Here is a 20,679-nt window from a genome sequence, read left to right on the forward strand (position 1 = left end):
CTCAGTCCGCGTGCTCGAGGTAGCGCAGGACCGCCAGCACCCGCCGGTGGTCGTCACCGGTCGGGGGGAGGTCGAGCTTGGTGAAGAGGTTGGAGACGTGCTTCTCGACCGCGCCCTCGGTGACGAACAGGGCCGCGGCGATCCCGGAGTTCGACCGGCCCTCGGCCATGAGCCGCAGGACGTCGCCCTCGCGGGGTGTGAGGCTGCGCAGCGGGTCCTCCCGGCGGGCGCGCGCGAACAGCTGCGCGACGACCTCCGGGTCCAGCGCGGTGCCGCCGCCGGCGACCCGCTGCATCGCCTCGACGAACTCGCCGACGTCGGCGACCCGGTCCTTGAGGAGGTAGCCGACGCCCTTCGCCCGGCCGGCGAGCAGCTCGGAGGCGTAGTTCTCCTCGACGTACTGGCTGAGGACCATGACGGCGACGTCGGGGTACTGCTGCCGCACCACGAGCGCCGCGCGGACGCCCTCGTCGGTGAACGTCGGGGGCATGCGGACGTCGGTCAGCACCATGTCCGGGGCGTGCTCGGCGACGGCGGCGAGGAAGCCCTCGGCGTCCCCGGCCGCAGCGACGACGTCGAAGCCGCTCTCCTCGAGGACGCGGACGAGACCCTCCCGCAGCAGGACGCTGTCCTCCGCGAGGACGACCCGCGGACGGCGGGGCGTGGCGTCGGTGGTCACTGGGGGCCTCCCGTGGTGGGTGCGGACCGGTCGTCCGTCGTGGGGGTGGTGGTGGGCTGCTCCGGCAGCGGCAGCCGCACGCTGAGGACGGTCGGCCCACCCGGCGGCGACGACACGAGGACGTCGCCGTCGACCGCCGCGACGCGGTCGCGCAGCCCGCGCAGGCCGGTGCCCCGCGTCGGGTCGGCGCCCCCGCGGCCGTCGTCGGTGACCGTCGCGACGAGGTGCGGGCGCCCGCCGACGGGCTGCACGTCGACGTCGACGCGCGCGGAGGCGGCGGAGGCGTGCTTCGCGACGTTCGTCAGGGCCTCCGACACGGAGAAGTACGCGATGGCCTCGAGCCGGGCCGGTGGCCGCGGTCCCGGCGCCACGTGGACGGACACGGGGACGGGGGAGCGCGCCGCGAGCGCCGACAGCGCGGCGTCGAGGCCGCGGTCGGTGAGGACGGGCGGGTGGATGCCTCGGGCGACGCGCCGCAGGTCGGCGACGGCCTCCTTGGCGGACGCGTGCGCGCGGTCGAGCAGCTCCGCGGTGCCGGCGGGGTCGGTGGCGAGCCGCTGCCGGGCGAGGCCGAGGTCCATCGCGAGGGCGACGAGTCGCTGCTGGGGGCCGTCGTGGAGGTCCCGCTCGATGCGCCGGCGCTCCGCCTCGACCGAGTCGACGGCGCGCTCGCGGGTCTCGGTGAGGGTGTCGACGCGGGCCGACAGCTCCGCGACGCGGGCCGCGGGGTCGGAGGAGATGCTGAGCCGCGCGACGGCGACGTCGACGCGCCCGAAGCCCCACGCGAGGAACGGCAGCACGAGGAGCGTGAGGAGGCCGACGGCCCCGGCCGCCCACACGAGCCCCTGCGGGAGGGGGTCGGCGCCCAGCGAGACCGAGCCCGGCGGCAGGAGCGGGGCGAGGGTCGCGGTGACCGCGGCGAGGAGCAGCGCGAGGACGACGACCCCGCCGGTGAGCCCCCACAGGGAGATGAGGGTGAGGTAGAGCAGCGAGCGCCACGGGCGCGGGTCGAGGAGGTAGCGCCGCCACGTCGGCAGGTGCGGTGGGCGCGGCTCCATCGGCGGGACCCACGTGCCGAGCAGGAGCGCGATCCGCCACCGCTCGGCGCCGATCGCGGCGAACGCGACGACGAGGGTGAGGGCGAGCAGGGGCAGGCCGACGAGCGTGCTGCTGAGCAGCCCGAAGCTGATGACCGCCACGACGATGGCGAGGAAGAAGCCGGCGAGGACGGCGTCGAGGACGAGGTGGACGACGCTCGTCCAGCCCCGCAGCCACAGGCGCAGCGGCCCGCGTCGGGTGCCGTGCGGCTCGGGCGGCGAGCCGGGGCCCGCGCCGTCGGCCGGGGAGGCGGTGGGCCGCCCGGGCTCGCGGGAGCGGGCGCCGAGGTCGCCGTGGGGTGCGGTGGACGTGCTCACGGGGACGACGGTAGGAGCCGCGGGCCCTGGGGGGCAGTGAGGCGAGCGGGCGAGGTGCGGGTGGGGACAACCCCCGGTTGTGTCGGGTGCGCCCGGCATGCTGTGCGGGTGCCGGACCACACCCTCCCCGAGTACGCCGAGGCCGTCCTCGACGTCGTCGACGGTGTCCCACCCGGCCGTGTCACCACGTACGGCCGGGTGGCGGCCGTCCTCGCCGCGGCCGGGCTCGGCGGCAGCGCCCGCACCGTCGGCGCGGTCATGGCCCGGCACGGGGCCGCGGTGGCGTGGTGGCGGGTGTGCCCGGTCGACGGCGCCCCTCCCGCGCACCCGGCCGAGGCCGTCCGGCGCTGGTCGGAGGAGGCCACGCCCGTGCGGCGGCTCCCGGACGGCTCCGTGCGCGTCGACGTGCCGACCGCCCTCGCCGAGCTCCGGACGCCCCGCTGGCTGGTCGGGGGATGACGGCGCCCGCCACCAGCCCCCCGGTGCCCGCCCTCCCCGGCGCACCGCCGCGCGCCCTCACGGCCGACCAGGCCGGGCTCGTGGCGGCCCGCGGGCGCCAGGTCGTGCTCGGCGGCGCTGCCACCGGCCGCACCACGGCGCTGCTCGCGTGGGCCCGGGCCAGGCTGCGCGACCACGGCCCGCAGCCGCTCGTCCTCGTGCCGTCGCGCCGCGCCGCCGGTGTCGTGCGCGACGCCCTCGAGCAGGGCGTCGGCACGAGCACGCGGGGTCCGCTCGCCCGCACGCCGCAGTCGCTGGCGTGGGCGCTCCTGCGGGAGCACGCCCAGCGCACCGGTGCCCCGGCCCCCAGGCTCGTCACGGCCGGCGAGCTCGACGAGGTGCTCGCCGACCTCCTGGCCGGCCACACCGACCGACCCGGCGACGGGCTCTCCCCGGTCCCCGGACCGCGCTGGCCCGCCGGCCTCGACGCCGCCGTCCGTGGCTCACGGCGCTTCCGCGACGAGGTCCGCGAGCTGTCGGCGCGGCTCGTCGAGCACGGCCACGACGCCGCAGGCCTCGCCCGGCTCGCCCGCGCGCACGGCCGCGCGGAGTGGGCGGCCGCGGCCCGGCTGCTGGCCGAGGTCGACCGCGTGCGCGCGCTCCGGGGCGACGGCGGTCTCGACCCCGCCGCGACGGTCACGGCGGCCGCCGACCTGCTCGCCGACCCCGCCACCGGCCTCGGCGAGGCGGTCCGGGCCTCGGTGGCCCACGTGGGGGTCGACGACGCCCACGACCTCACCCCCGCGGGCTGGTCGCTGGTGCGCGAGCTCGCCGACCTCGTCGACGACGTCTGCGTCGTGGGCGACCCCGACGCGACCACCCAGGCCTTCCGCGGCGCCGTCCCCGCCGTCCTGCCCCGCGTCGCGCGGTGGCTGTCGGGCCCCGGGGCCCCGTGCCGTGAGGCCCGCCTCGTCACCCGGCTCGGCGCGGCCCGCGCGCCCGGTCGGGTGGTGGACGCCGTGGTCGAGCAGCTGCGTACCGGCACGCCGGCGGGCCGGCCGCTGCGGGTGGTCGACCCGTGCGCCGCGACCGCACCGCCCGGGAGCGCCGCCGAGCGTCCGGGCGCCGTCCACGTCGCGGTGTGCCTCGACGCCGCCGACGAGGGTCACGTCGTCGCCGCGCACCTCCGTGCCGCCCGGCAGCGAACGGCGGCCCCGCTGTCGTGGTCGGACATGGCGGTCGTCGTCCGTGGCGGCGAGCAGGTCGCCAGGCTGCGGCGCGCGCTCGCCGCCGACGACGTCCCCGTCCACGTCCCCGGTGCCGCGACCGCGCTGCGCGACGAGCCCGTCGTCGCCGTCCTGCTGGAGGCCGGTGAGGTCGCGACCGATCCGGCCCTGCTGCAGCCCGACGTCCTCGAGCGGCTCGCGCTCGGCCCGCTCGTGGGCATCGACCCCGTCCGGTGGCGGCGGCTGGTGCGGCACGCGCGCACCCGTGCCGCGGCGTCGGCGGGTCGGGCGGTCTCCTCGCAGGAGGCGCTCGCGCACGTCTGCGAGGCCGTGCGGACCCGGCTCCCGGCCGGTCCGGGCGGCGACGACCCGACCGTCTGGCTGCCGCCCGCCGTGGCGGCCCCCCTCGACCGGCTGGTGCGCGTGCTCCGGCGCGGGGCGGTGGGCGCCCGGGAGGGCGCCGAGCTGTGCCTGTGGGAGGTGTGGCAGGCGTGGGGTGCGGCGGAACGGTGGCGCCGGCGTGCCCTCGACGGCGGCCCCGGCGCCGAGCGCGCGGACGCCGACCTCGACGCCGTCGTCGCGCTGTTCGACGCCGCCGCGGCGTGGGCGGACGCCCACCCGCGCGGTGACGTCCCCGCCTTCGCCCGGCACCTGCGCGGTCGCGGGGTCGGTGACGACCGGCTCCTGCCGAGCCGCCACCCCGACGCCGTCACCGTCACCACCCCGGCCGGGGCGGTCGGGCTGCGCTGGCCGCTCGTCGTCGTCGCGGGTGTGCAGGACGGCGCGTGGCCGGACCCCCGCCTGCGGGGTTCGCTGCTCGGCCTCACCGACCTTCGGGCCGTCCTCGCGGGCCAGGAGCCGCCGGCGCCGGGCGGGACCGCGCGGCACGCGGAGCTGCGGCGGCAGGCCCGGCGCGCCGTGGTGCTCGACGAGCTCCGGCTCTTCCACGTCGCGGTGAGCCGGGCCGCCGAGGAGCTCGTCGTCACGGCCGTCGACGACGCCACCACACGCCCGAGCGACCTCGTCGAGCTCGTGCGCCGAGCCGCGGGGACCGCTCCGGGCGCCGGTACGGGCGCCGCGTCCCCGGAGGTCGAGCCCGCGGCCGGCCTGCGGCCCGCCGCGCTCGTCGCGCGGTTGCGGCGACGTCTCCTCGAGGCCGACGTCGACGACACCGAGCGCGCCGAGGTCGCCCGCTCGCTCGCCCGGCTCGCGGCCGCCGGCGTGCGGGGCGCGGACCCCGCGGAGTGGGCGTGGGTGCACGACCCCGGCCACGCCGCCCACCCGGCCGCCGGGTCCGGACCCGGCCGGGACGACGCGGTGCTCGTCTCGCCCTCGAGCGTCGGGCGCTTCCTCACGTGCCCCCTGGCGTGGTACCTCGACGGCGTCGGCGCCCGGCGTGCGTCGGAGACCGCGCAGGGACTCGGCACGCTCGTGCACCTGGCGCTCGAGCAGGTCCCCGACGGCGACCTCGAGCGGATGCAGGCCGTCGTCGACGCCGGCTGGGACGACCTCGAGCTGGGCGACGGATGGGTGTCCGCGCACCAGCGCACCCGGGCCCGCGGCATGCTCGAGCGGGTGTCCCGCTGGGTGGCGGAGCAGCGGGCGGCGGGGGTCGAGGTCGTCGCCTCCGAGCACCAGGTCGACGTCCTCCTCGAGCTGCCCGAGGCCGGCCGGGTCCGGGTGCGGGGCACCGTCGACCGCGTCGAGCGGCTCCCCGACGGCAGCGTCCGCGTCGTCGACCTCAAGACCGGGTCGAGCGCCGTGTCGGTGCAGGCCGCCGCCGAGGACCCGCAGCTCGAGCTCTACCAGCTGGCGCTGAGCGAGGGCGCCGACCGGCCCGGGCCCTCGGGCGGCGCGCTCCTGCTCTACGTCGGCACGGGCACCGCGAAGGCGGCCGAGCGGGTGCAGCCCCGTCTCGACGACGAGCGACGGGAGGCCGCCCTCGACCGGCTCGCCGGCGTCGCCGCCGGGATGGGCGCCGGACGCTGGCCTGCGACCCCGGGGGAGCGGTGCCGCACCTGCGCCGTGGCGGCGAGCTGCCCGGCCGTCGCGCAGGGGCGCCGGCTCCCACCGCCCGTCGCCCCCGTGCGCGGGGCGGGTGACGTCCGTGAGTGAGCTCCTGCGGCTCCGCGAGCTGCGCGGGGTCGACGACCTCGAGGCGGCCCTCGACCTCCGCTACCGGCTGGGGGAGGAGCAGCGCGCCGTCGTCACCGCCCCGCTCGGCAGCGGGCTCGTCGTCGCCGGCGCGGGATCGGGCAAGACCGAGACCATGAGCCTGCGGGTCGCGTGGCTCGTCGGGACGCACCAGGTGGAGCCCGAGGAGGTGCTCGGCCTCACCTTCACCCGCAAGGCCGCGGGCGAGCTGGCCGAGCGGGTCACCCGGGCGGTCGAGCGCCTGCAGTCGTGGCTCGGGCACGGGGACGCGCCGGTGCTCGTCGAGCGGCCCACCGCCCGCACCTACCACTCCTTCGCCGCCGCGCTCGTCGCCGACCACGCCGGGCACCTCGGCCTCGACGAGCCGCGACTCGTCGGGGAGGCCGCCGCGTGGCAGGCGGCCCACCGGCTCGTCGTCGGCTGGCCGCACCCGATGGAGCCCGGCAAGAACCCCTCGCAGGTCACCGCCGCGCTGCTGTCCCTCGCCGGCCAGTGCGCGGAGCACGGCGTGGAGCCCGAGGCGCTCGCCCGGTCGCTGCGCGGGCACCTCGACGCGCTCCGCGCCCACGCCGAGGCCGGATGGCTCACCACCCAGCACCAGCGCGACGTCGTCGCCTCCCTCGAGCGCCGTCTCGCCCTCGTGCCGCTCCTGGAGTCCTGGCGCGAGACGAAGCGGGAGCGCGGCGTGGTCGACCACGGCGACCAGGTCGCGCTGGCGGTCTCGGTGGCCCGCTCGGAGGGCGTGCGGCAGCGCCTGCGGGCCGAGCACCGCGTCGTGCTCCTCGACGAGTACCAGGACACGTCGACGGCCCAGACCGACCTCCTCGCCGGCCTCTTCGGCGACGGCCACCCCGTCACCGCGGTCGGGGACCCCCACCAGTCGATCTTCGGGTGGCGGGGGGCCAGCGCCGGCACGCTCAGCCGGTTCCTCGACCGCTTCCGACGCCCCGACGGCACCGCACCCGACGTCTTCTCGCTGTCGACCAGCTGGCGCAACCCGTCGGTCGTCCTGGAGGTGGCGAACGTCCTCGCGGCGCCCCTTCGCGAGGCGGGTGTGCCGGGTGGTGCCCCTGTGGGGGTCCTCCGTCCCGCCCCCACCGCCCCGCCCGGAGCCGTGCGGGTGCTCCACGTCGCCGACGAGGCGGAGGAGAGCGCGACGGTGGCGGAGTGGCTGCGGTCCCGGCGCGAGCACCCGGTCGACGACCGGCCCCCGACCCAGGCCGTCCTGTGCCGACGCCGCTCGCAGATGGGCCGTGTGGAGGACGCCCTCCGCGCCGCCGGGGTGCCCGTCGTCGTCCTCGGCCTCGGGGGACTCCTCGACGAGCCGGAGGTGGTCGACGTCGTGAGCCTCGTCGCCGCCGCCGTCGACCCCACGCGCGGCGACGCCCTCGTCCGCCTGCTGACGGGGGCGCGGTGGGGCCTCGCCGCGCCCGACCTCGAGGCGCTGCGCGACCGCGCCCGGGAGCTCGCGGGGGACGACCGCGACTCCGCAGGCCTCGTCGACGCCGTCGAGCTGCTGCCCGGCCCCGGGTGGCGCTCGGCGAGCGGTCGAACCCTGTCGGAGGTCGCCCGCGAACGGCTCGGTCAGCTCGCCGGCGTCCTCGCCCGCGTGCGGTCCGTCGCCCACAGGCCGGCGGTCGACGTCGTCGTCGCGGCGATCACCGCGTCCGCCACGGACGTCGAGGTCGAGGCCTCCGCCGACGACGCCCGCCAGGCGCGTCGCGTGCTCGACCGGCTCGTCGAGGAGGCCGCGGCGTACGCCGACGTCGACGGCGCCTCCGACGTCGTGCGCTTCCTCGCGTGGCTCGACGTCGCCCGCACCGAGGAGCGCGGCCTCGACGCGGTCGACGTCACGCCCGACCCGACCGCGGTCCAGGTGCTCACCGTCCACTCGGCCAAGGGCCTGGAGTGGGACGACGTCGCCGTCGTGGACCTCGTCGCGGGCGGCTTCCCCGTCCGGGAGGGTGCCGGTGGACCGGGCTGGGGCTGGCTGCGGGACGACGGCGCCCTGCCCTTCCCGAGCCGCGGCGACAGCGACTCCCTGCCCGTGTGGTCGCCCGCCGCGGCGGTGTCGCGCTCGGACGCCGCGACCCGGCTCGAGCGGTTCCGCGCCGGCGTCGGGGCGCACGCCGCGCTCGAGGAGCGCCGGCTCGCCTACGTCGCCGTCACCCGGCCCCGCCGCGCGCTGCTTCTCACCGGGGCGCGGTGGGGGACGGGCACGCGGCCACGACCGCCCTCCCCGTTCCTCACGGAGGCGCGCGACGTCGCCGGCGGCTCACCCCGGTGGGTCGACGACGCCCTCGACCGGCCCGAGCCGCCGGAGACCGGTGGGGGCCAGGGCGCGGCGTGGCCCGCCGACGCGCCCGCCGTGCGCGAGCGGCTCGCCCGGGCCGCGGCCGAGGTGCGGGCCGCCACCCCGCTCGGTGGCCCGCGCGGCGGGGAGCCGTCGCCCGGGACCGCGCCGACGGAGCCGACGTGGTCCCACCTCGTCGACGTCGTCCTCGCGGAGCGCGCCGCCCGCGGCGGCGCCGCACGGGCGCTGCCCGGCCACCTGTCGGCGTCGCAGGTCGTGGCGCTCGCCGCGGACCCCGACGGCGCGCGCGCCGACCTGCTGCGGCCCGTCCCGACCCGCCCCCAGGTGCGGGCCCGCGAGGGGACGCGCTTCCACGAGTGGCTGGAGCGCCGTGGTGGCCCGCGCCGCGGCCTGTTCGAGACCGACGAGCTGCTCGGTGCCGCGGACGACGCGGCGGGCGACGCCGGCCTCGCGGAGCTCCGTGCCCGCTTCGAGCGGTCGGAGTGGGCCGACGCCGAGCTGGTCGGGGTCGAGGTGCCCTTCAGCACCACCCTGGTCGTGCACGGGCGACCGGTCGTGCTCCGGGGCCGGGTCGACGCCGTCGTCCGCCCGCTGAACCGGTCGACCGGCGGGGGTCGCGCGCGCACGGGCGCTGTCCGAGCGGACGTCGACCTCGAGGTCGTCGACTGGAAGACCGGGTCGCCGCCGAGCGGGGCGGCGGCCGCCGCGCGCGCGCACCAGCTCGCGGTGTACCGACTGGCGACCGCGCGGGCGCACGGGCTGCCGCCGGAGCGGGTGGGCGCCGCGTTCTGGTACGCCGGGTCCGGTCCGGCGGGCACGACCGTCCGGCCCCGCGACCTGCTCGACGAGGCCGGGCTCGTGCGCCTGCTCGAGAACTCGACCGGACCAGGAGCCGGCCGGGAACGCTAGTCCGCCGTCGGCGGACGACCGTCCTGGGACTCCCGGGGATCCCGGGGCTCCTCGGGCTCCTCGGGCTCCTCGGGCTCCTCGGGCTCCCCGTCGGACTGCTCGGGTTCCCCGGGGTCCTCGTCGGGCTGCTCGGTCGCCTCGGTCTGCTCGGGCTGCTCCTCGGAGACCTCGGGGTCGCCCGACGTCCCCGTCTGTGCCCGGCGCGCCTCGGTCTCGGCCTCGACCCAGCCGGCGAGCTGCTCGAGCATGCCGAAGGCGTCGTCCTGCACCCCCTCGTCCCCGGTCGCGACGCCGTGGAGCAGCCAGCGCACGAGCGCCATCTCGCCGTGGAGCACCGCCCGCGCGAGGAGCTCGTCGTCGACGTGCCCGTGGCGCGACCGGGCGTACGACTCCATGACGAGGGACACCGTCTCCGGCTCCGCGCCCACGGCCAGCCACGCGAGGTCCTCGGCGGGGTCGCCGACGTGGACCTCGGTCCAGTCGAGGACGGCCGTCACCTCCTCGCCCGTCACGACGAGGCGCTCGGCCACGAGGTCGCCGTGGACGACGGTGGGGCTGAAGTCCCACAGGGTCGTGTCCTCGAGCACCTCCTCCCAGCGCTGGAGGAGCACGGGCGGGACCCGCCCCGTCCCGGCGCCGCGGTCGAGGTCGAGGAGGCGGCGACGCCGTACCTCGGCGGCGTCGTGGACCGGCACGCCCGCCCGCTCGACGACGGCGGTCGTGACGTCGTGGAGCGCGGCGACGCTCCGGCCGACCGAGCGGCACACCGCGGGGGACGCCGCGAGCCGGGTGAGGTCGACCGGGCGACCGCGAGGGGCGGCGAGCACGATCGCCCGCCCGCCGCCGGGCAGGGCGACGTCGGCCCGGGGTCGCGGCACGTCGAACGGCACGACGCCGGCGAGGAGCCTGACCGCCTCCGTCTCCGCCGCCAGCCGCTGCGACGCCGCCAGGTCGCGCGGGGCCAGCACGAGCCACACGCCCTGCTCGTCGTCGTGGACGACCGCGGCGTCGACGTGCTGCCGGTGCGAGTGCGCCGGCGCGACCGCCGCGGGTCGCAGGTCCGGGACCGCGGCGACGAGGAGCGCCGCCAGCGTGGCGGGCGAGCGCGGGCGGTCGCTGCTGGCCGGGGCGCTCACAGGAGTGCCGGACGCGTCGGGCGGCGGGCTCGACGGCGCGCCCGGAGGAGCGGGGTCGCCGGGGGACGGGACGGGCACGCGCCCACCGTAGGGCGAGCGCCGGTGCATACCCTGGAGGCGTGGCCCTCGCCGACCTCGCACTCTCCCGGTCCCGGCTCCACAAGATCGGCGACGACCGCGCGACACCCGGCCTCCTCGAGCGGGTGCTGGGCGAGCCGTCCACCGTGATCCTCCGCGTCCTCGACGGCCGGGCCCGGCTCAGGGACGGCGACGGCCCGCCGGTCCTCCACCTGCTCGGCGGCGACGAGGCGGTCGGGCTGCTCGACCGGCTCGGCGGTCCCGCCGCGGCCGCCGCGGGGGGCGCCGACCCGCTCGCAGGTCCGGTCCCGGTGCTGCTCGGCCGCTTCCCCGAGGGCGGACCCCGGGCCGGTGCCGCCGTCGTCGCCCTGCTCGGGGGCCCGGACGAGGGACCCGACGGCACGGTCGGCGGGACGACGGCCAGGGGCCGCTGGAGCGACCTGCGGGAGGTCGGCGCCCTGCTCGACGACACCGACGCGGGTGCGCTCACCGAGGCGGTCGCGCTCGAGCACTGGCACCGCACCCACCGGCGCTGCCCCCGGTGCGGGGGACCCACCCGGCCGAGCGCAGCCGGGCACGAACGGGTCTGCGACGCCGACGGCAGCACGCACCACCCCCGTCACGACCCCGCGGTGATCATGACGGTGTCCGGGCCGGACGACCGGCTGCTGCTGGGGCACCAGGGTCGCTGGCCGGAAGGTCGCTTCTCGGCCTTCGCGGGCTTCGTCGAGCCCGGCGAGTCCCTCGAGCAGGCGGTCGCCCGCGAGCTGTGGGAGGAGGCGGGCGTCCGGGTCTCCGCCGCCGAGTACCTCGGCAGCCAGCCGTGGCCGTTCCCGGCGTCGCTCATGCTCGCGTTCCACGTGACGACGGAGGACGAGCACGCCCGGCCGGACGGCACGGAGATCACCGAGACCCGGTGGTTCACCCGGGAGGGGCTGGCCGACGCGGTGGCGGGCGGCGAGGTCACGCTGCCGCCGTCGGTGTCGGTCGCGCGCCGCCTCGTCGAGCGGTGGTTCGGGACGGAGATCCGTCAGGAGGGCGTCTGGCGCTGAGGCGGCACCCCCCGCCCACTAGGCGCCCAGGCGCGCGCGCACCTCCGCCAGCGACGGGTTCGTCGCCGCGCTGCCGTCGGGGAACACGACCGTCGGCACGGTCTGGTTGCCGCCGTTGACCTTCATCACGAGCTCCGCGGCCGCCGGTACCTGCTCGATGTCGACCTCGGTGTAGGCGATGCCCTCGCGGTCCATCTGCGACTTCAGGCGGCGGCAGTAGCCGCACCAGGGCGTCGAGTACATGGTGACGGCGCCAGGGGCGGGGGTGCTCACGTGGACGGCTCCTTCGGACGGGTGCGGTGTCGTGGACCGCGCGTCGGGGCCGCGGTCCGTCCCGCATGCCAACCGTCCGGCGGTGCGGCCTGTTCCCGTCGACCTCGTGCCTCCTCCACAGCCTGTCCGGGTCGGGCGCGTGGTGTCCGCGGTCGCTGCGAGGATCGGGGCATGGCACATGCCCCGGCCGACGTGCCCGCCCTCCTCGCGCCGCTCGACCCCGAGCAGCGCGCCGTCGCCGAGGCGGTTCGGGGCCCCGTGTGCGTGGTCGCGGGCGCGGGCACGGGCAAGACCCGCGCCATCACGCACCGTGTGGCGCACGCCGTCGCCGTCGGTGCGACGGCCGAGGAGCACGTCCTCGCCGTCACGTTCACCGCCCGCGCCGCCGGGGAGATGCGCGAGCGGCTGCGGCGGCTCGGCACGCCGAGGGTCGTCGCGCGCACCTTCCACGCCGCGGCGCTGCGCCAGCTGCAGCACTTCTGGCCGGCCGTGGTGGGGGGACCGCCCCCCGCGCTGCTCGAGCACAAGGCGGCTGTCGTCGCCGAGGCGGCGTCGCGTCTCGGCATCCGGCCGGACCGGGCGGTCGTGCGCGACCTGTCCGCCGAGCTGGAGTGGGCGAAGGTCAGCCTCCTCACCCCCGCCTCGTACGCGTCGGCCGCCCAGCGGCTCGGGCGGGGCGAGGTGGCGGGGCAGGAGCCGGCCGTGGTCGCCCGGGTCCTCGAGGCCTACGAGGACGCGAAGACCGCGCGCGGCGTCATCGACTTCGAGGACGTCCTGCTCCTCACCGTGGCGATGCTGCGGGAGCGCGACGACGTCGCGCGGCAGGTCCGCAGCCGCTACCGGTGGTTCACCGTCGACGAGTACCAGGACGTCTCCGCGGCGCAGCAGCGCCTCCTGGAGGCGTGGGTGGGGGAACGCGACGACGTGTGCGTCGTCGGCGACCCCAACCAGACGATCTACACCTTCGCCGGCGCCGACGCGTCCCTGCTCGACGGCTTCGCCCGCGCGCACCCCGGGACCACGACGGTCCACCTCGTGCGCAACTACCGCTCGCGCCCGGAGGTGGTGGCCCTGGGCAACGGGGTCCTCGGCGCCACCTCGGGCGTCCGCCTGCGGGCCGTCCGGGCCGGTGCCGAGCCGGGTGGGACCGCGCCGATCCCGACCGCGCCGACGTTCACGGAGTACGACGACGACGTCGCCGAGGCCGCGGGTGTCGCCGAACGGGTTGCGGCGGCTGTCGCGGCGGGTGTCCCCCGGCAGGAGGTGGCCGTGCTCGTGCGCACCAACGGTCAGCTCGAGGTGCTGGAGGAGGCGCTCGGCGAGCGCGGCATCCCGTACGTCGTCCGTGGCGGCGAGCGCTTCTTCGGGCGGCGCGAGGTCCGCGAGGCCGTGCTCCTGCTGCGGGGCGCCGCCAAGGCCGACGAGCCGCGGCCCGTCGCCGACACCGCCGAGGGCAGCGCCACCAGGGACGAGGACCCGGCGCTGGTCCGCGTCGTCACCGACGTGCTGTCGAGCGCGGGGTGGTCCCCCGACCCGCCCTCGGGTCGCGGGCAGGTGCGCGACCGCTGGGAGTCGCTCGCCGCCCTCGTCGACCACGCCCGTCGCCTCGCGGCGGAGCGGCCGGAGGCGGGGCTGCCCGACCTCGTCGCCGACCTGGAGAACCGCGCGGCCCAGCAGCACGCGCCCGCCCTCGACGGCGTCACCCTCGCGACCATGCACGCGGCGAAGGGCCTGGAGTGGGACGTGGTCCTGCTGCCCGGCCTCTCCGAGGGGCTCGTGCCCGTGTCGATGGCCGCGACCCCCGCAGCGGTCGAGGAGGAGCGACGGCTGCTCTACGTCGGCGTCACGCGGGCGCGGGAGGTCGCGCACCTGTCGTGGGCGCGGGCCCGCACCCCCGGCGGGCGCGGGAACCGCCGCCCGTCGCGCTTCCTCGACGGGGTCCGGCCCCGGACGGCCGCGGAGCAGGCGCACCCCGGTCGGTCGCGGACCCACGCGGGCGACGGCGGACGGTCCGGGCGCACCCGACGGGCCGCACGCCCCGCGCTGTGCAAGGGCTGCGGGGGACCGCTCGTCACCGCCGCCCAGCGCACGGCGGGACGCTGCCCCGACTGCCCACCCCGCTACGACGCGGCCGTGTACGAGGCGCTGCGCGCCTGGCGGACCAGGACGGCGGAGGAGGCGGGCGTGCCCGCCTACGTCGTCTTCACCGACGCCACCCTCGAGGCCCTCGCGGAGCGCCGACCTCACGAGGTCGCGGAGCTCGTCGGGGTCCCGGGGGTCGGTAGCGTCAAGCTCGACCGGTACGGCGCCGACGTCGTCAAGGTGGTCGCCGGGGCCGGCTGAGCCGGTCTGAGGCCCCTCTGAGGGGCGTCTGAGACGACCGTGCGAGCGGCCGCCGAAAAATAGGGTGGCGCCTCGACGCCACCCGGCTCTACCGTTCCCCCACAGCGAGCGCGCGGGTAGGCCCGCGCGCGTCAGGTGGGAGGAGGTGCACCCCGATGGAGATGAGCATGACGACCACGCAGTGGACAGGCGGGTACGGCAGCAACGCCGTGGCCACGAACAGCCGTGCTCACGCGGCCACCGTCCCGGCCACCAGGGGAGTAGTGCGCCTCCGTTCGGACCTCGACGCCCGTTTCGCCGCGAAGCTCCGCGGCGTCGTCGGCGGCTTCGGTGCCGTCATCCCCGCCCCCTCCGGTCCCCGGACCTCCGGCTAGCGGCCCACCAGGCCGACACGTCGGAGCCGCGGACCCTCGGGGTCCGCGGCTCTTCTCGTCTCCCGGCGTCGCCGGTTCGGGAAGGCCCCGGAGCCCCCTCCAGGCCACGAGCCCCCGCACCGAGACCCGTCCGGTCGACCCGACCCGGACGCCGACCCGGAGAGGACCCGACGGTGACCGTCACCGAGCTGGACCCGACCACAACCGACACCGACCACCCCGTCCCCTGGCGCGAGCTGCCCTGCCGGGTCAACGACCCGGAGCTGTGGTTCGCCGAGCGGCCCGACGACGTCGAACACGCCAAGGCGCTGTGCACCGCGTGCCCGCTCGCGCGCTCGTGCCTCGCCGGCGCGTTGCAGCGGCGCGAGCCGTGGGGCGTGTGGGGAGGGCAGCTGGTGCTGGCCGGTGTCGTCGTCCCCCGCAAGCGGCCCCGCGGCCGTCCCCGCAAGGACGCCGTCGCCTGACCCGCACCACCCGCACCACCTGCAGATGCATCACACCGACCGTGCCGCGCTCCTCAGCGACGTGGCCCACACCAAGGAGACCGCTGTGTCCATGCTCGTCCTCGACCTGCCCCGCGAGGCGCACGCCCGCGACCTGGCGGCGGCCCGCAACGCGAGGCTCGTCCTCGCGATCCGCCGCAGGCGCGCCAGCGAGCGCTCGAACGCCCGCGCCCGCCGCCTCGTCCACCTCGCCTCGCTCGCCGCCCAGCGCAGCGAGGCCCGTGCCTGGTCCGGTGCGCTGAGCACCGCACGGTGACCGACCGGGCCCTTCCTGTCCACCGGCCCTGAGCAGCCCCCGAACCGGGTGTGCTGCTCAGGGCCCTTCCGTGTCCGACCCCGTCCCGACCCCGTTGCGACCCCGTTCCGACCTCGTCCCGGCGCTGTCACGGTCGCTCGAAGCCCGGCAGGTACTCCTCGAGCACGTCGAGGACCGGGATGACGCCGCCCACCTGGCACAGCACCCCGATGCCGCCCAGCCACACGCGGTGGATCAGCAGGTACTCCGGCGGCAGGTTGAGCCGCAGCCCCACCGACCACGTCGGGCGGCGAGGGTCGTTGATGTGGGCGACGAGGTCCCGCAGCCACTGGCGGCTGAAGCGGAACTCGTCGACGCGGGCGGGGGCGAGGAACGGTTCCAGGTACGCCAGCAACGAGGGGGCGTCGATGTCGATCTCCGGCTTGACGAAGCCCGCCTCCCGCAGGCCCACGAGCACGCCGTCGGCGTCTCCGGCCAGGGCCCGGTGCAGCAGGACGTGGATCTCCGGCGGCATCCCCTCCGGCAGCTGCTTGACGGCGCCGAAGTCGAGCACGCCGAAGCGCCCGTCGTCGGTGAGCATGAAGTTGCCGGGGTGCGGGTCGGCGTGGAGGAGCCCGGCGTCCCGCGGGCCCGCCAGCAGCAGCTCGGCGTAGTGCCGGGCGACGCGGTCGCGCTGCTCCTGGTCGCCGGAGGCGATGACCTCGGCCATCCCCGTGCCCGACAGCCACTCCGACACGATGACGCGTTCGCCGCCCGCGAGCACCCGCGGGACGGCGAACACCGGGTGCCCGTCGAACGCCTCGGCGAACTGCTGCTGGTTGCGGGCCTCGAGCTCGTAGTCGAGCTCCTCCGCCATGCGGGAGCGCAGCTCGTCGAGGATGGGGCCGATGTCGAGGCCGGGGATCCAGGAGGCGCCGAGGCGCCCGGCCCTGGCGACCTGCTCGAGGTCGCTGATGAGCGCCTCCCCGGCGCCGGGGTACTGGACCTTGACCGCGACCGGTGTGCCGTCCTGCCACACGGCGCGGTGGACCTGGCCGATCGAGGCCGCGGCCGCCGGGCGGTCGTCGAAGTCCGCGAAGCGGGAACGCCAGCGCCGGCCCAGCTCCTCCGCCATGACGGCGTGCACGGTGCTGCTCGGCATCGGGGGCGCCGCGTTCTGCAGCTTCGTCAGCGTCGCGCGGTACGGCCCGGCGAGCTCCTCCGGCAGACCCGCCTCGAAGATGCTGAGCGCCTGCCCGAACTTCATCGCCCCGCCCTTGAGCTCGCCGAGGGTGCGGAAGATCTGCTCGGCGGTGCGGGCCTGCATCTCGGCGGCGACGGCCTCCGCGGAGCGTCCGCCCACGCGCTTGCCGATGCCGAGCGCGGCGCGTCCCGCGATGCCGAGGGGCAGGGCCGCCAGGCGGGCCGTGCGGGCGACGGTCCGACGGGGCAGGTCGCTCACCCGGCCATGGTCGCACCGTCCCGGTCGCCCCGCCCGGGTGGCCCCACCCACCCCTCGGTCGCCTCGTCGTGGGGCAGGCCGACGCAGCCGCACGCGGGATGGGCCGACCAGCGCTCCCACTCCACCTCCCCGTCGTGGTCGACCCTGGCGCCGGCCCCCGGCGGGGCGACGGCGCCAGCGGTCACGGCCCGCGGCAGCACGGCAGCGGACAACCGCGCGACGACCGCCGCGACGGCGGCGCTGGTGGCCGCGGACGGGACGGGCCGGGCCCCGGCGAGCGCGCGTGCCCGCAGGCCGCGCACCGCGTCCGGCCACGCGGGGTCGACGTCGCGGTGGAGCAGGTCGACGCAGTGCAGGCAGGGACCACGGCCGGGGACGACGAGCGGTCCCACCAGGACGTCGTCGTCGCGGAGCAGGACGGGCACGTGCGTGACCCCCTGCTGCACCAGCGGGGCCGACGCAGGGGCGTCGTGGGCACGCTCCGCCACCACGACGACGAGGTCCGGGACGGCGGGGCAGCCGGTCCGCGCCAGCGGCGCCACCCGGTGCACCGCCTCGGCCGCCGCGTGGACCGCGCGGCGGCCCACGTCGCCGGCGCACGCACCGCCTGGGAGCACGTCGTCAGGGCCCACGGTGGCGTCGTCGACGAGTGCCGCCGTGCCCGCCCCCGACGCGGCCAGGACGGCCGTCAGGACGATGCCGAGCCCGCGCCCGCCGACCACGGCGACCTCCGGTCCGGGTCCTCGTGCGTCCGGTACCCGGGCGGCGACGGCGGGCACGACCGCCCCGCAGCCACGCAGCAGCGCGACGAGCCAGCGCCCCCGCTCGTCGAGGCGTGCCGCGTCGACGCCCCGGTCGAGCCCGGCCACGACCGCCCAGTCGGCCGGGCCGAGCCCGTCGACGACCCTGGCCCGGCGCCCGGACCCGACCTGAAGCGCGGTGGTGCCGCGGACCGCCCGGGTCCGCCCGGGCGCCCACACGACCACGTCCGACCTCATCCCCGGAGGCTCGCACGCCCGGGCGGCCCGGGACGCGGCATCCACAGGCGCTGCACGGGTCGCCGTCGTCGTCCACAGCCCGGGCGCGCCCTCAGGGTGGGGCGCGGCGGGTGCCCCACACTCGGGTCGTGGACGCGACGACGCGGCAGCCGGCCGACCCCGACCGCACACCGCGCGTGCTCGTGCGGAGGGACACCGACGACGCGGGTGTCGTCGTGCTCACGCTGTCCGACCCCGACCGGCGCAACGCCATGACACTCGAGCTCACGCGCTCGTGGCGGCAGGCGCTCGCGCAGGTCCGCGGCGACGACACCGTGCGGGCCGTGGTCGTGATGGGCGCCGGGAGCGCCTTCAGCTCCGGCGGCGACCTCTCGTGGCTCGGTGACGACACCGGACCGGGCGCGCCCGTCGACGACCTGCGCCGCCGGATGGGCGGCTACTACGCGGAGTGGCTCGCCGTGCGGGACCTCGCCGTGCCGGTCGTCGCCGCGGTCAACGGTCCCGCCGTGGGCGCCGGGGTGGGTCTCCTGCTGGCGTGCGACCTCCGTGTCGCCGCCCGCTCCGCGCACCTGTCGGTGCCGTTCACCGGCCTCGGCCTCCACCCGGGCATGGGCCTCACCCACACCCTCGTCGCGGCCGTCGGGCTCACCGCCGCCCAGGACCTCCTCCTCACCGGGCGCCGCGTCGGGGCGGAGGAGGCCCAGCGGCTCGGGCTCGTCACCGCCGTGCACGCCGACGACGCCGTCCTCGGGGCGGCGCTCGCGCTGGCGCGCACGGTCGCCGGCCACGCGCCGGTCGCCACCCGGCTCACCGTCGCGGCTCTGCGGGCCGGCGGGCACGCCGACCTGCCCTCCGCCACCCGCTGGGAGGCCCTCGCGCAGTCCGTCACGCTCGCCACCGGTGACGCCGCCGAGGGGCTGCGCGCGGCCGCGCAGCGCCGCGCGCCGCGCTTCACGGGCCGCTGAGGCGCGGGTAGCGTCCCCGGCATGGCGGGGTCGGGGAACCAGCCGCGGCCCCGCGTCGAGGTCCGGCGCTCCGCGCGGCGCCGTCGCACCGTCAGCGCCCACCGGGAGGGCGACCGGGTCGTCGTACTCGTCCCGGCCCGCCTCTCGCCGGCCGAGGAACGCCGCTGGGTCGAGCGCATGGTCGCCCGCCTCGACGAGAAGGAGGCCCGCCGCCGACCCTCCGACGAGGAGCTCGCCGGCCGGGCCGCCGCGCTGTCCCGGCGCTACCTGCAGGGCAGGGCCCTGCCGACCAGCGTGCGGTGGAGCAGCCAGCAGCAGCAGCGCTGGGGGTCGTGCACGCCGTCCGACGGCACCATCCGGATCTCGGAGCGGGCCAAGGGGCTGCCGGAGTGGGTGCTCGACTACGTGCTGCTCCACGAGCTCGCCCACCTGCTGGAGCCGTCCCACGGCCCTGGCTTCTGGCAGCTGCTCGCGCCCTACCCCCGCACGGAGCGCGCGCGCGGGTTCCTCGAGGGCTTCGACACCGCGGTCCGTGGCGACGTCGACCCCGGGGTGGACACCGGAGAGGTCACCGAACCGCGGAGCGAGGACTAACGGGCCCCGCCCGGCCCCTCGCCCGGCCCCTCGCCCGGCCCCTCGCCCGGCCCCGCCTCGAGCAGGCGGCGCAGCTCGTCGTCGAGGTCGGCGTCCTCGGCGCCGGACGGCTCCGCGGCCCCCGGTGCGTCGTCCTGCTGCAGGTCGGGGAGCAGGTCGGGGTGCTGCCACACGTCGTCGCGTCCCTCCCCGGCCGACTCGCCGCGCTCGACCCACCACGCGGCGGCCTCGCGCATGCGCCGCGGCCGCAGCTCGAGGCCCACGAGGGAGGCGAAGGTCTGCTCGGCGGGCCCGCCCGCCGCGCGGCGTCGCCGCACGGACTCCCGCAGCGCCTCGACCGTCGCGAGCCGGTCGCGGGCGGCGTGGGCGACGACCGTGTCGACCCACCCCTCGACGAGGGCGAGCAGGTTCTCCAGGCGGGCCTTGGCCGCCAGCTGGGCCGCCGACTCCGCGGGCGCGAGCATGCCCGAGGTCAGCGCCTCCTGGAGCCGTGCGGGATCGCTGACGTCGAGACCGCCCAGCATCTCCTGCAGCCGCGACGCGTCGACGTCGATGCCGGCGGCGTACTCCTCGACGGCGCCGAGCAGGCGCGGCGCGAGCCACGGCACGTGAGCGAAGAGCCGGGCATGGGCGGCCTCCCGGAGCGCGAGGAACAGCCGGACGTCGTCGAGCGGGAGACCGAGTCCCTCGGCCGTCGCCCTCACGTTGACGGGGACGAGCGCCATGCCGTCGCGCAGGAGGGGCAGGCCGACGTCGGTCGCGGACACGGCCTCGCCCGCGAGCCGGCCGACGGCCTGGCCGATCTGCATGCCGAGCATGCCGCCGCCGAGGCGCTGCATCATCGGCGCCGCCCCCGCGAGCAGCCCGGCCATCTCCGGCGGGACGCCCGGCGGCAGCTCGCCCTGGCCGGACTCGAGGACGCCGCCCATCGAGCGGCCCATCTTCTCGGCCACGGGCGTGACGAGGGTCCGCCACGTCGGGAGGCTCGCCTCCACCCACTGCGCGCGCGACCACGCCTGCGTCGTGCTCCCCGTGGCGGGCAGGCTCGTGACGGCATCCAGCCACACCTCCGCCAGCCGGCCCGCCTGCTCGACGGCCGACCGCTCGCCCCACGACGGGGACGGGTCCTCGCCCGCGACGGCCTGCCGGGCCGAGTCCCGGGCCAGGCCCCACGCCACGGGGCCCTCCTCACCGCTCGCGAAGATCCGCTGCAGCTGGCCGAACACCTCGCCCAGCCGTGCCGGGTCGAACATCGAGGGGTCGAAGCCCCCGGCCCCGAAGGGCCCGCCCGGCCCGCCCGGTCCGCCCGAACCGCCCGGACCGCCCGGACCGCCCGGACCGCCCGGACCGCCCGGACCGCCCGGTCCGCCCGGTCCGCCCGGTCCGCCCGGTCCACCCGGTCCGTCGGGACCGTCGGGGCCGTTCCCCGGTCCGAAACCCATGCGTCGGTCGTCGCTCATGGCACCAGCCTCCTGCACTCGCGCGCGTCTGGACGAGGGAACCACCCGTCGGCCCGGTGCGGTTCCCGCGA

The 20,679-nt window shown here is 78.0% G+C and carries 17 protein-coding genes; 10 read left to right on the forward strand and 7 right to left on the reverse strand.

What is annotated here, in order from left to right; all coding sequences use genetic code 11:
* Position 1: 1 nt before the first annotated feature.
* Complete coding sequence (locus WAB14_RS04745) at positions 2 to 679, reverse strand: response regulator transcription factor (RefSeq protein WP_340267896.1); 678 nt, start codon at positions 677 to 679, stop codon at positions 2 to 4.
* Positions 676 to 2,094, reverse strand: coding sequence for a sensor histidine kinase (locus WAB14_RS04750; RefSeq protein WP_340267898.1), 1,419 nt, complete (start codon positions 2,092 to 2,094; stop codon positions 676 to 678). Before WAB14_RS04750 ends, WAB14_RS04745 begins: the two co-directional genes overlap by 4 nt.
* A 108-nt stretch (positions 2,095 to 2,202) precedes the next feature.
* On the opposite strand from WAB14_RS04750, the gene WAB14_RS04755 reads away from it, so the two are divergent.
* The 3 genes from WAB14_RS04755 to WAB14_RS04765 are packed head-to-tail and all read left to right on the forward strand — an operon-like array spanning position 2,203 to position 9,135.
* Positions 2,203 to 2,553 (forward strand): MGMT family protein, encoded by a 351-nt coding sequence (locus WAB14_RS04755; protein ID WP_340267900.1) that lies wholly within the window; start codon positions 2,203 to 2,205, stop codon positions 2,551 to 2,553.
* 23 nt (positions 2,554 to 2,576) lie between these two features.
* Positions 2,577 to 5,873, forward strand: coding sequence for a PD-(D/E)XK nuclease family protein (locus WAB14_RS04760; RefSeq protein WP_340267902.1), 3,297 nt, complete (start codon positions 2,577 to 2,579; stop codon positions 5,871 to 5,873).
* Positions 5,866 to 9,135: an ATP-dependent helicase gene (locus WAB14_RS04765; RefSeq protein WP_340267904.1), complete on the forward strand. Its 3,270-nt coding sequence runs from the start codon at positions 5,866 to 5,868 to the stop codon at positions 9,133 to 9,135. Before WAB14_RS04760 ends, WAB14_RS04765 begins: the two co-directional genes overlap by 8 nt.
* On the opposite strand, the gene WAB14_RS04770 is transcribed toward WAB14_RS04765, so the two are convergent.
* Positions 9,132 to 10,349, reverse strand: a complete 1,218-nt coding sequence (locus tag WAB14_RS04770) for a phosphotransferase (RefSeq protein WP_340267906.1) — start codon at positions 10,347 to 10,349, stop codon at positions 9,132 to 9,134. The two genes, WAB14_RS04765 and WAB14_RS04770, sit on opposite strands and share 4 nt — an antisense overlap.
* A 41-nt stretch (positions 10,350 to 10,390) precedes the next feature.
* On the opposite strand from WAB14_RS04770, the gene nudC reads away from it, so the two are divergent.
* Positions 10,391 to 11,401: an NAD(+) diphosphatase gene (gene nudC, locus WAB14_RS04775; protein ID WP_340267908.1), complete on the forward strand. Its 1,011-nt coding sequence runs from the start codon at positions 10,391 to 10,393 to the stop codon at positions 11,399 to 11,401.
* A gap of 18 nt (positions 11,402 to 11,419) precedes the next feature.
* On the opposite strand, the gene WAB14_RS04780 is transcribed toward nudC, so the two are convergent.
* On the reverse strand, positions 11,420 to 11,644 hold the full coding sequence (locus WAB14_RS04780) for a mycoredoxin (protein ID WP_340268471.1): 225 nt from the start codon (positions 11,642 to 11,644) through the stop codon (positions 11,420 to 11,422).
* Between the two features lie 201 nt (positions 11,645 to 11,845).
* On the opposite strand from WAB14_RS04780, the gene WAB14_RS04785 reads away from it, so the two are divergent.
* The 4 genes from WAB14_RS04785 (at position 11,846) to WAB14_RS04800 (ending at position 15,150) form a co-directional block, all read left to right on the forward strand.
* On the forward strand, positions 11,846 to 14,017 hold the full coding sequence (locus WAB14_RS04785) for an ATP-dependent DNA helicase UvrD2 (protein ID WP_340267910.1): 2,172 nt from the start codon (positions 11,846 to 11,848) through the stop codon (positions 14,015 to 14,017).
* 167 nt (positions 14,018 to 14,184) lie between these two features.
* A complete protein-coding gene (locus WAB14_RS04790) occupies positions 14,185 to 14,391 on the forward strand; it encodes a hypothetical protein (protein ID WP_340267912.1) in 207 nt (68 codons plus the stop codon).
* 188 nt (positions 14,392 to 14,579) lie between these two features.
* Positions 14,580 to 14,855: a WhiB family transcriptional regulator gene (locus WAB14_RS04795; protein ID WP_340268473.1), complete on the forward strand. Its 276-nt coding sequence runs from the start codon at positions 14,580 to 14,582 to the stop codon at positions 14,853 to 14,855.
* Positions 14,856 to 14,880: 25 nt separating this feature from the next.
* Positions 14,881 to 15,150, forward strand: a complete 270-nt coding sequence (locus WAB14_RS04800) for a hypothetical protein (RefSeq protein WP_340267914.1) — start codon at positions 14,881 to 14,883, stop codon at positions 15,148 to 15,150.
* 127 nt (positions 15,151 to 15,277) lie between these two features.
* On the opposite strand, the gene WAB14_RS04805 is transcribed toward WAB14_RS04800, so the two are convergent.
* Both WAB14_RS04805 and WAB14_RS04810 read right to left on the reverse strand, forming a co-directional pair.
* Positions 15,278 to 16,591 carry an ABC1 kinase family protein gene (locus tag WAB14_RS04805; protein WP_340267916.1) on the reverse strand — a complete coding sequence of 438 codons (1,314 nt, stop codon included), beginning with the start codon at positions 16,589 to 16,591 and terminating at the stop codon, positions 15,278 to 15,280.
* Positions 16,588 to 17,589: a hypothetical protein gene (locus tag WAB14_RS04810; protein WP_340267918.1), complete on the reverse strand. Its 1,002-nt coding sequence runs from the start codon at positions 17,587 to 17,589 to the stop codon at positions 16,588 to 16,590. Before WAB14_RS04810 ends, WAB14_RS04805 begins: the two co-directional genes overlap by 4 nt.
* 128 nt (positions 17,590 to 17,717) lie before the next feature.
* Between WAB14_RS04810 and WAB14_RS04815 the strand changes: the two genes are divergently transcribed.
* Positions 17,718 to 18,554 (forward strand): enoyl-CoA hydratase/isomerase family protein, encoded by an 837-nt coding sequence (locus tag WAB14_RS04815; RefSeq protein ID WP_340267920.1) that lies wholly within the window; start codon positions 17,718 to 17,720, stop codon positions 18,552 to 18,554.
* Between the two features lie 21 nt (positions 18,555 to 18,575).
* Complete coding sequence (locus WAB14_RS04820) at positions 18,576 to 19,148, forward strand: SprT-like domain-containing protein (protein ID WP_340267922.1); 573 nt, start codon at positions 18,576 to 18,578, stop codon at positions 19,146 to 19,148.
* Here WAB14_RS04820 and WAB14_RS04825 read toward each other — a convergent pair.
* Positions 19,145 to 20,608 carry a zinc-dependent metalloprotease gene (locus tag WAB14_RS04825; protein ID WP_340267924.1) on the reverse strand — a complete coding sequence of 488 codons (1,464 nt, stop codon included), beginning with the start codon at positions 20,606 to 20,608 and terminating at the stop codon, positions 19,145 to 19,147. The two genes, WAB14_RS04820 and WAB14_RS04825, sit on opposite strands and share 4 nt — an antisense overlap.
* Positions 20,609 to 20,679: the final 71 nt, after the last annotated feature.

This window comes from Aquipuribacter nitratireducens, assembly GCF_037860835.1.
Lineage (GTDB): Bacteria > Actinomycetota > Actinomycetes > Actinomycetales > JBBAYJ01 > Aquipuribacter > Aquipuribacter nitratireducens.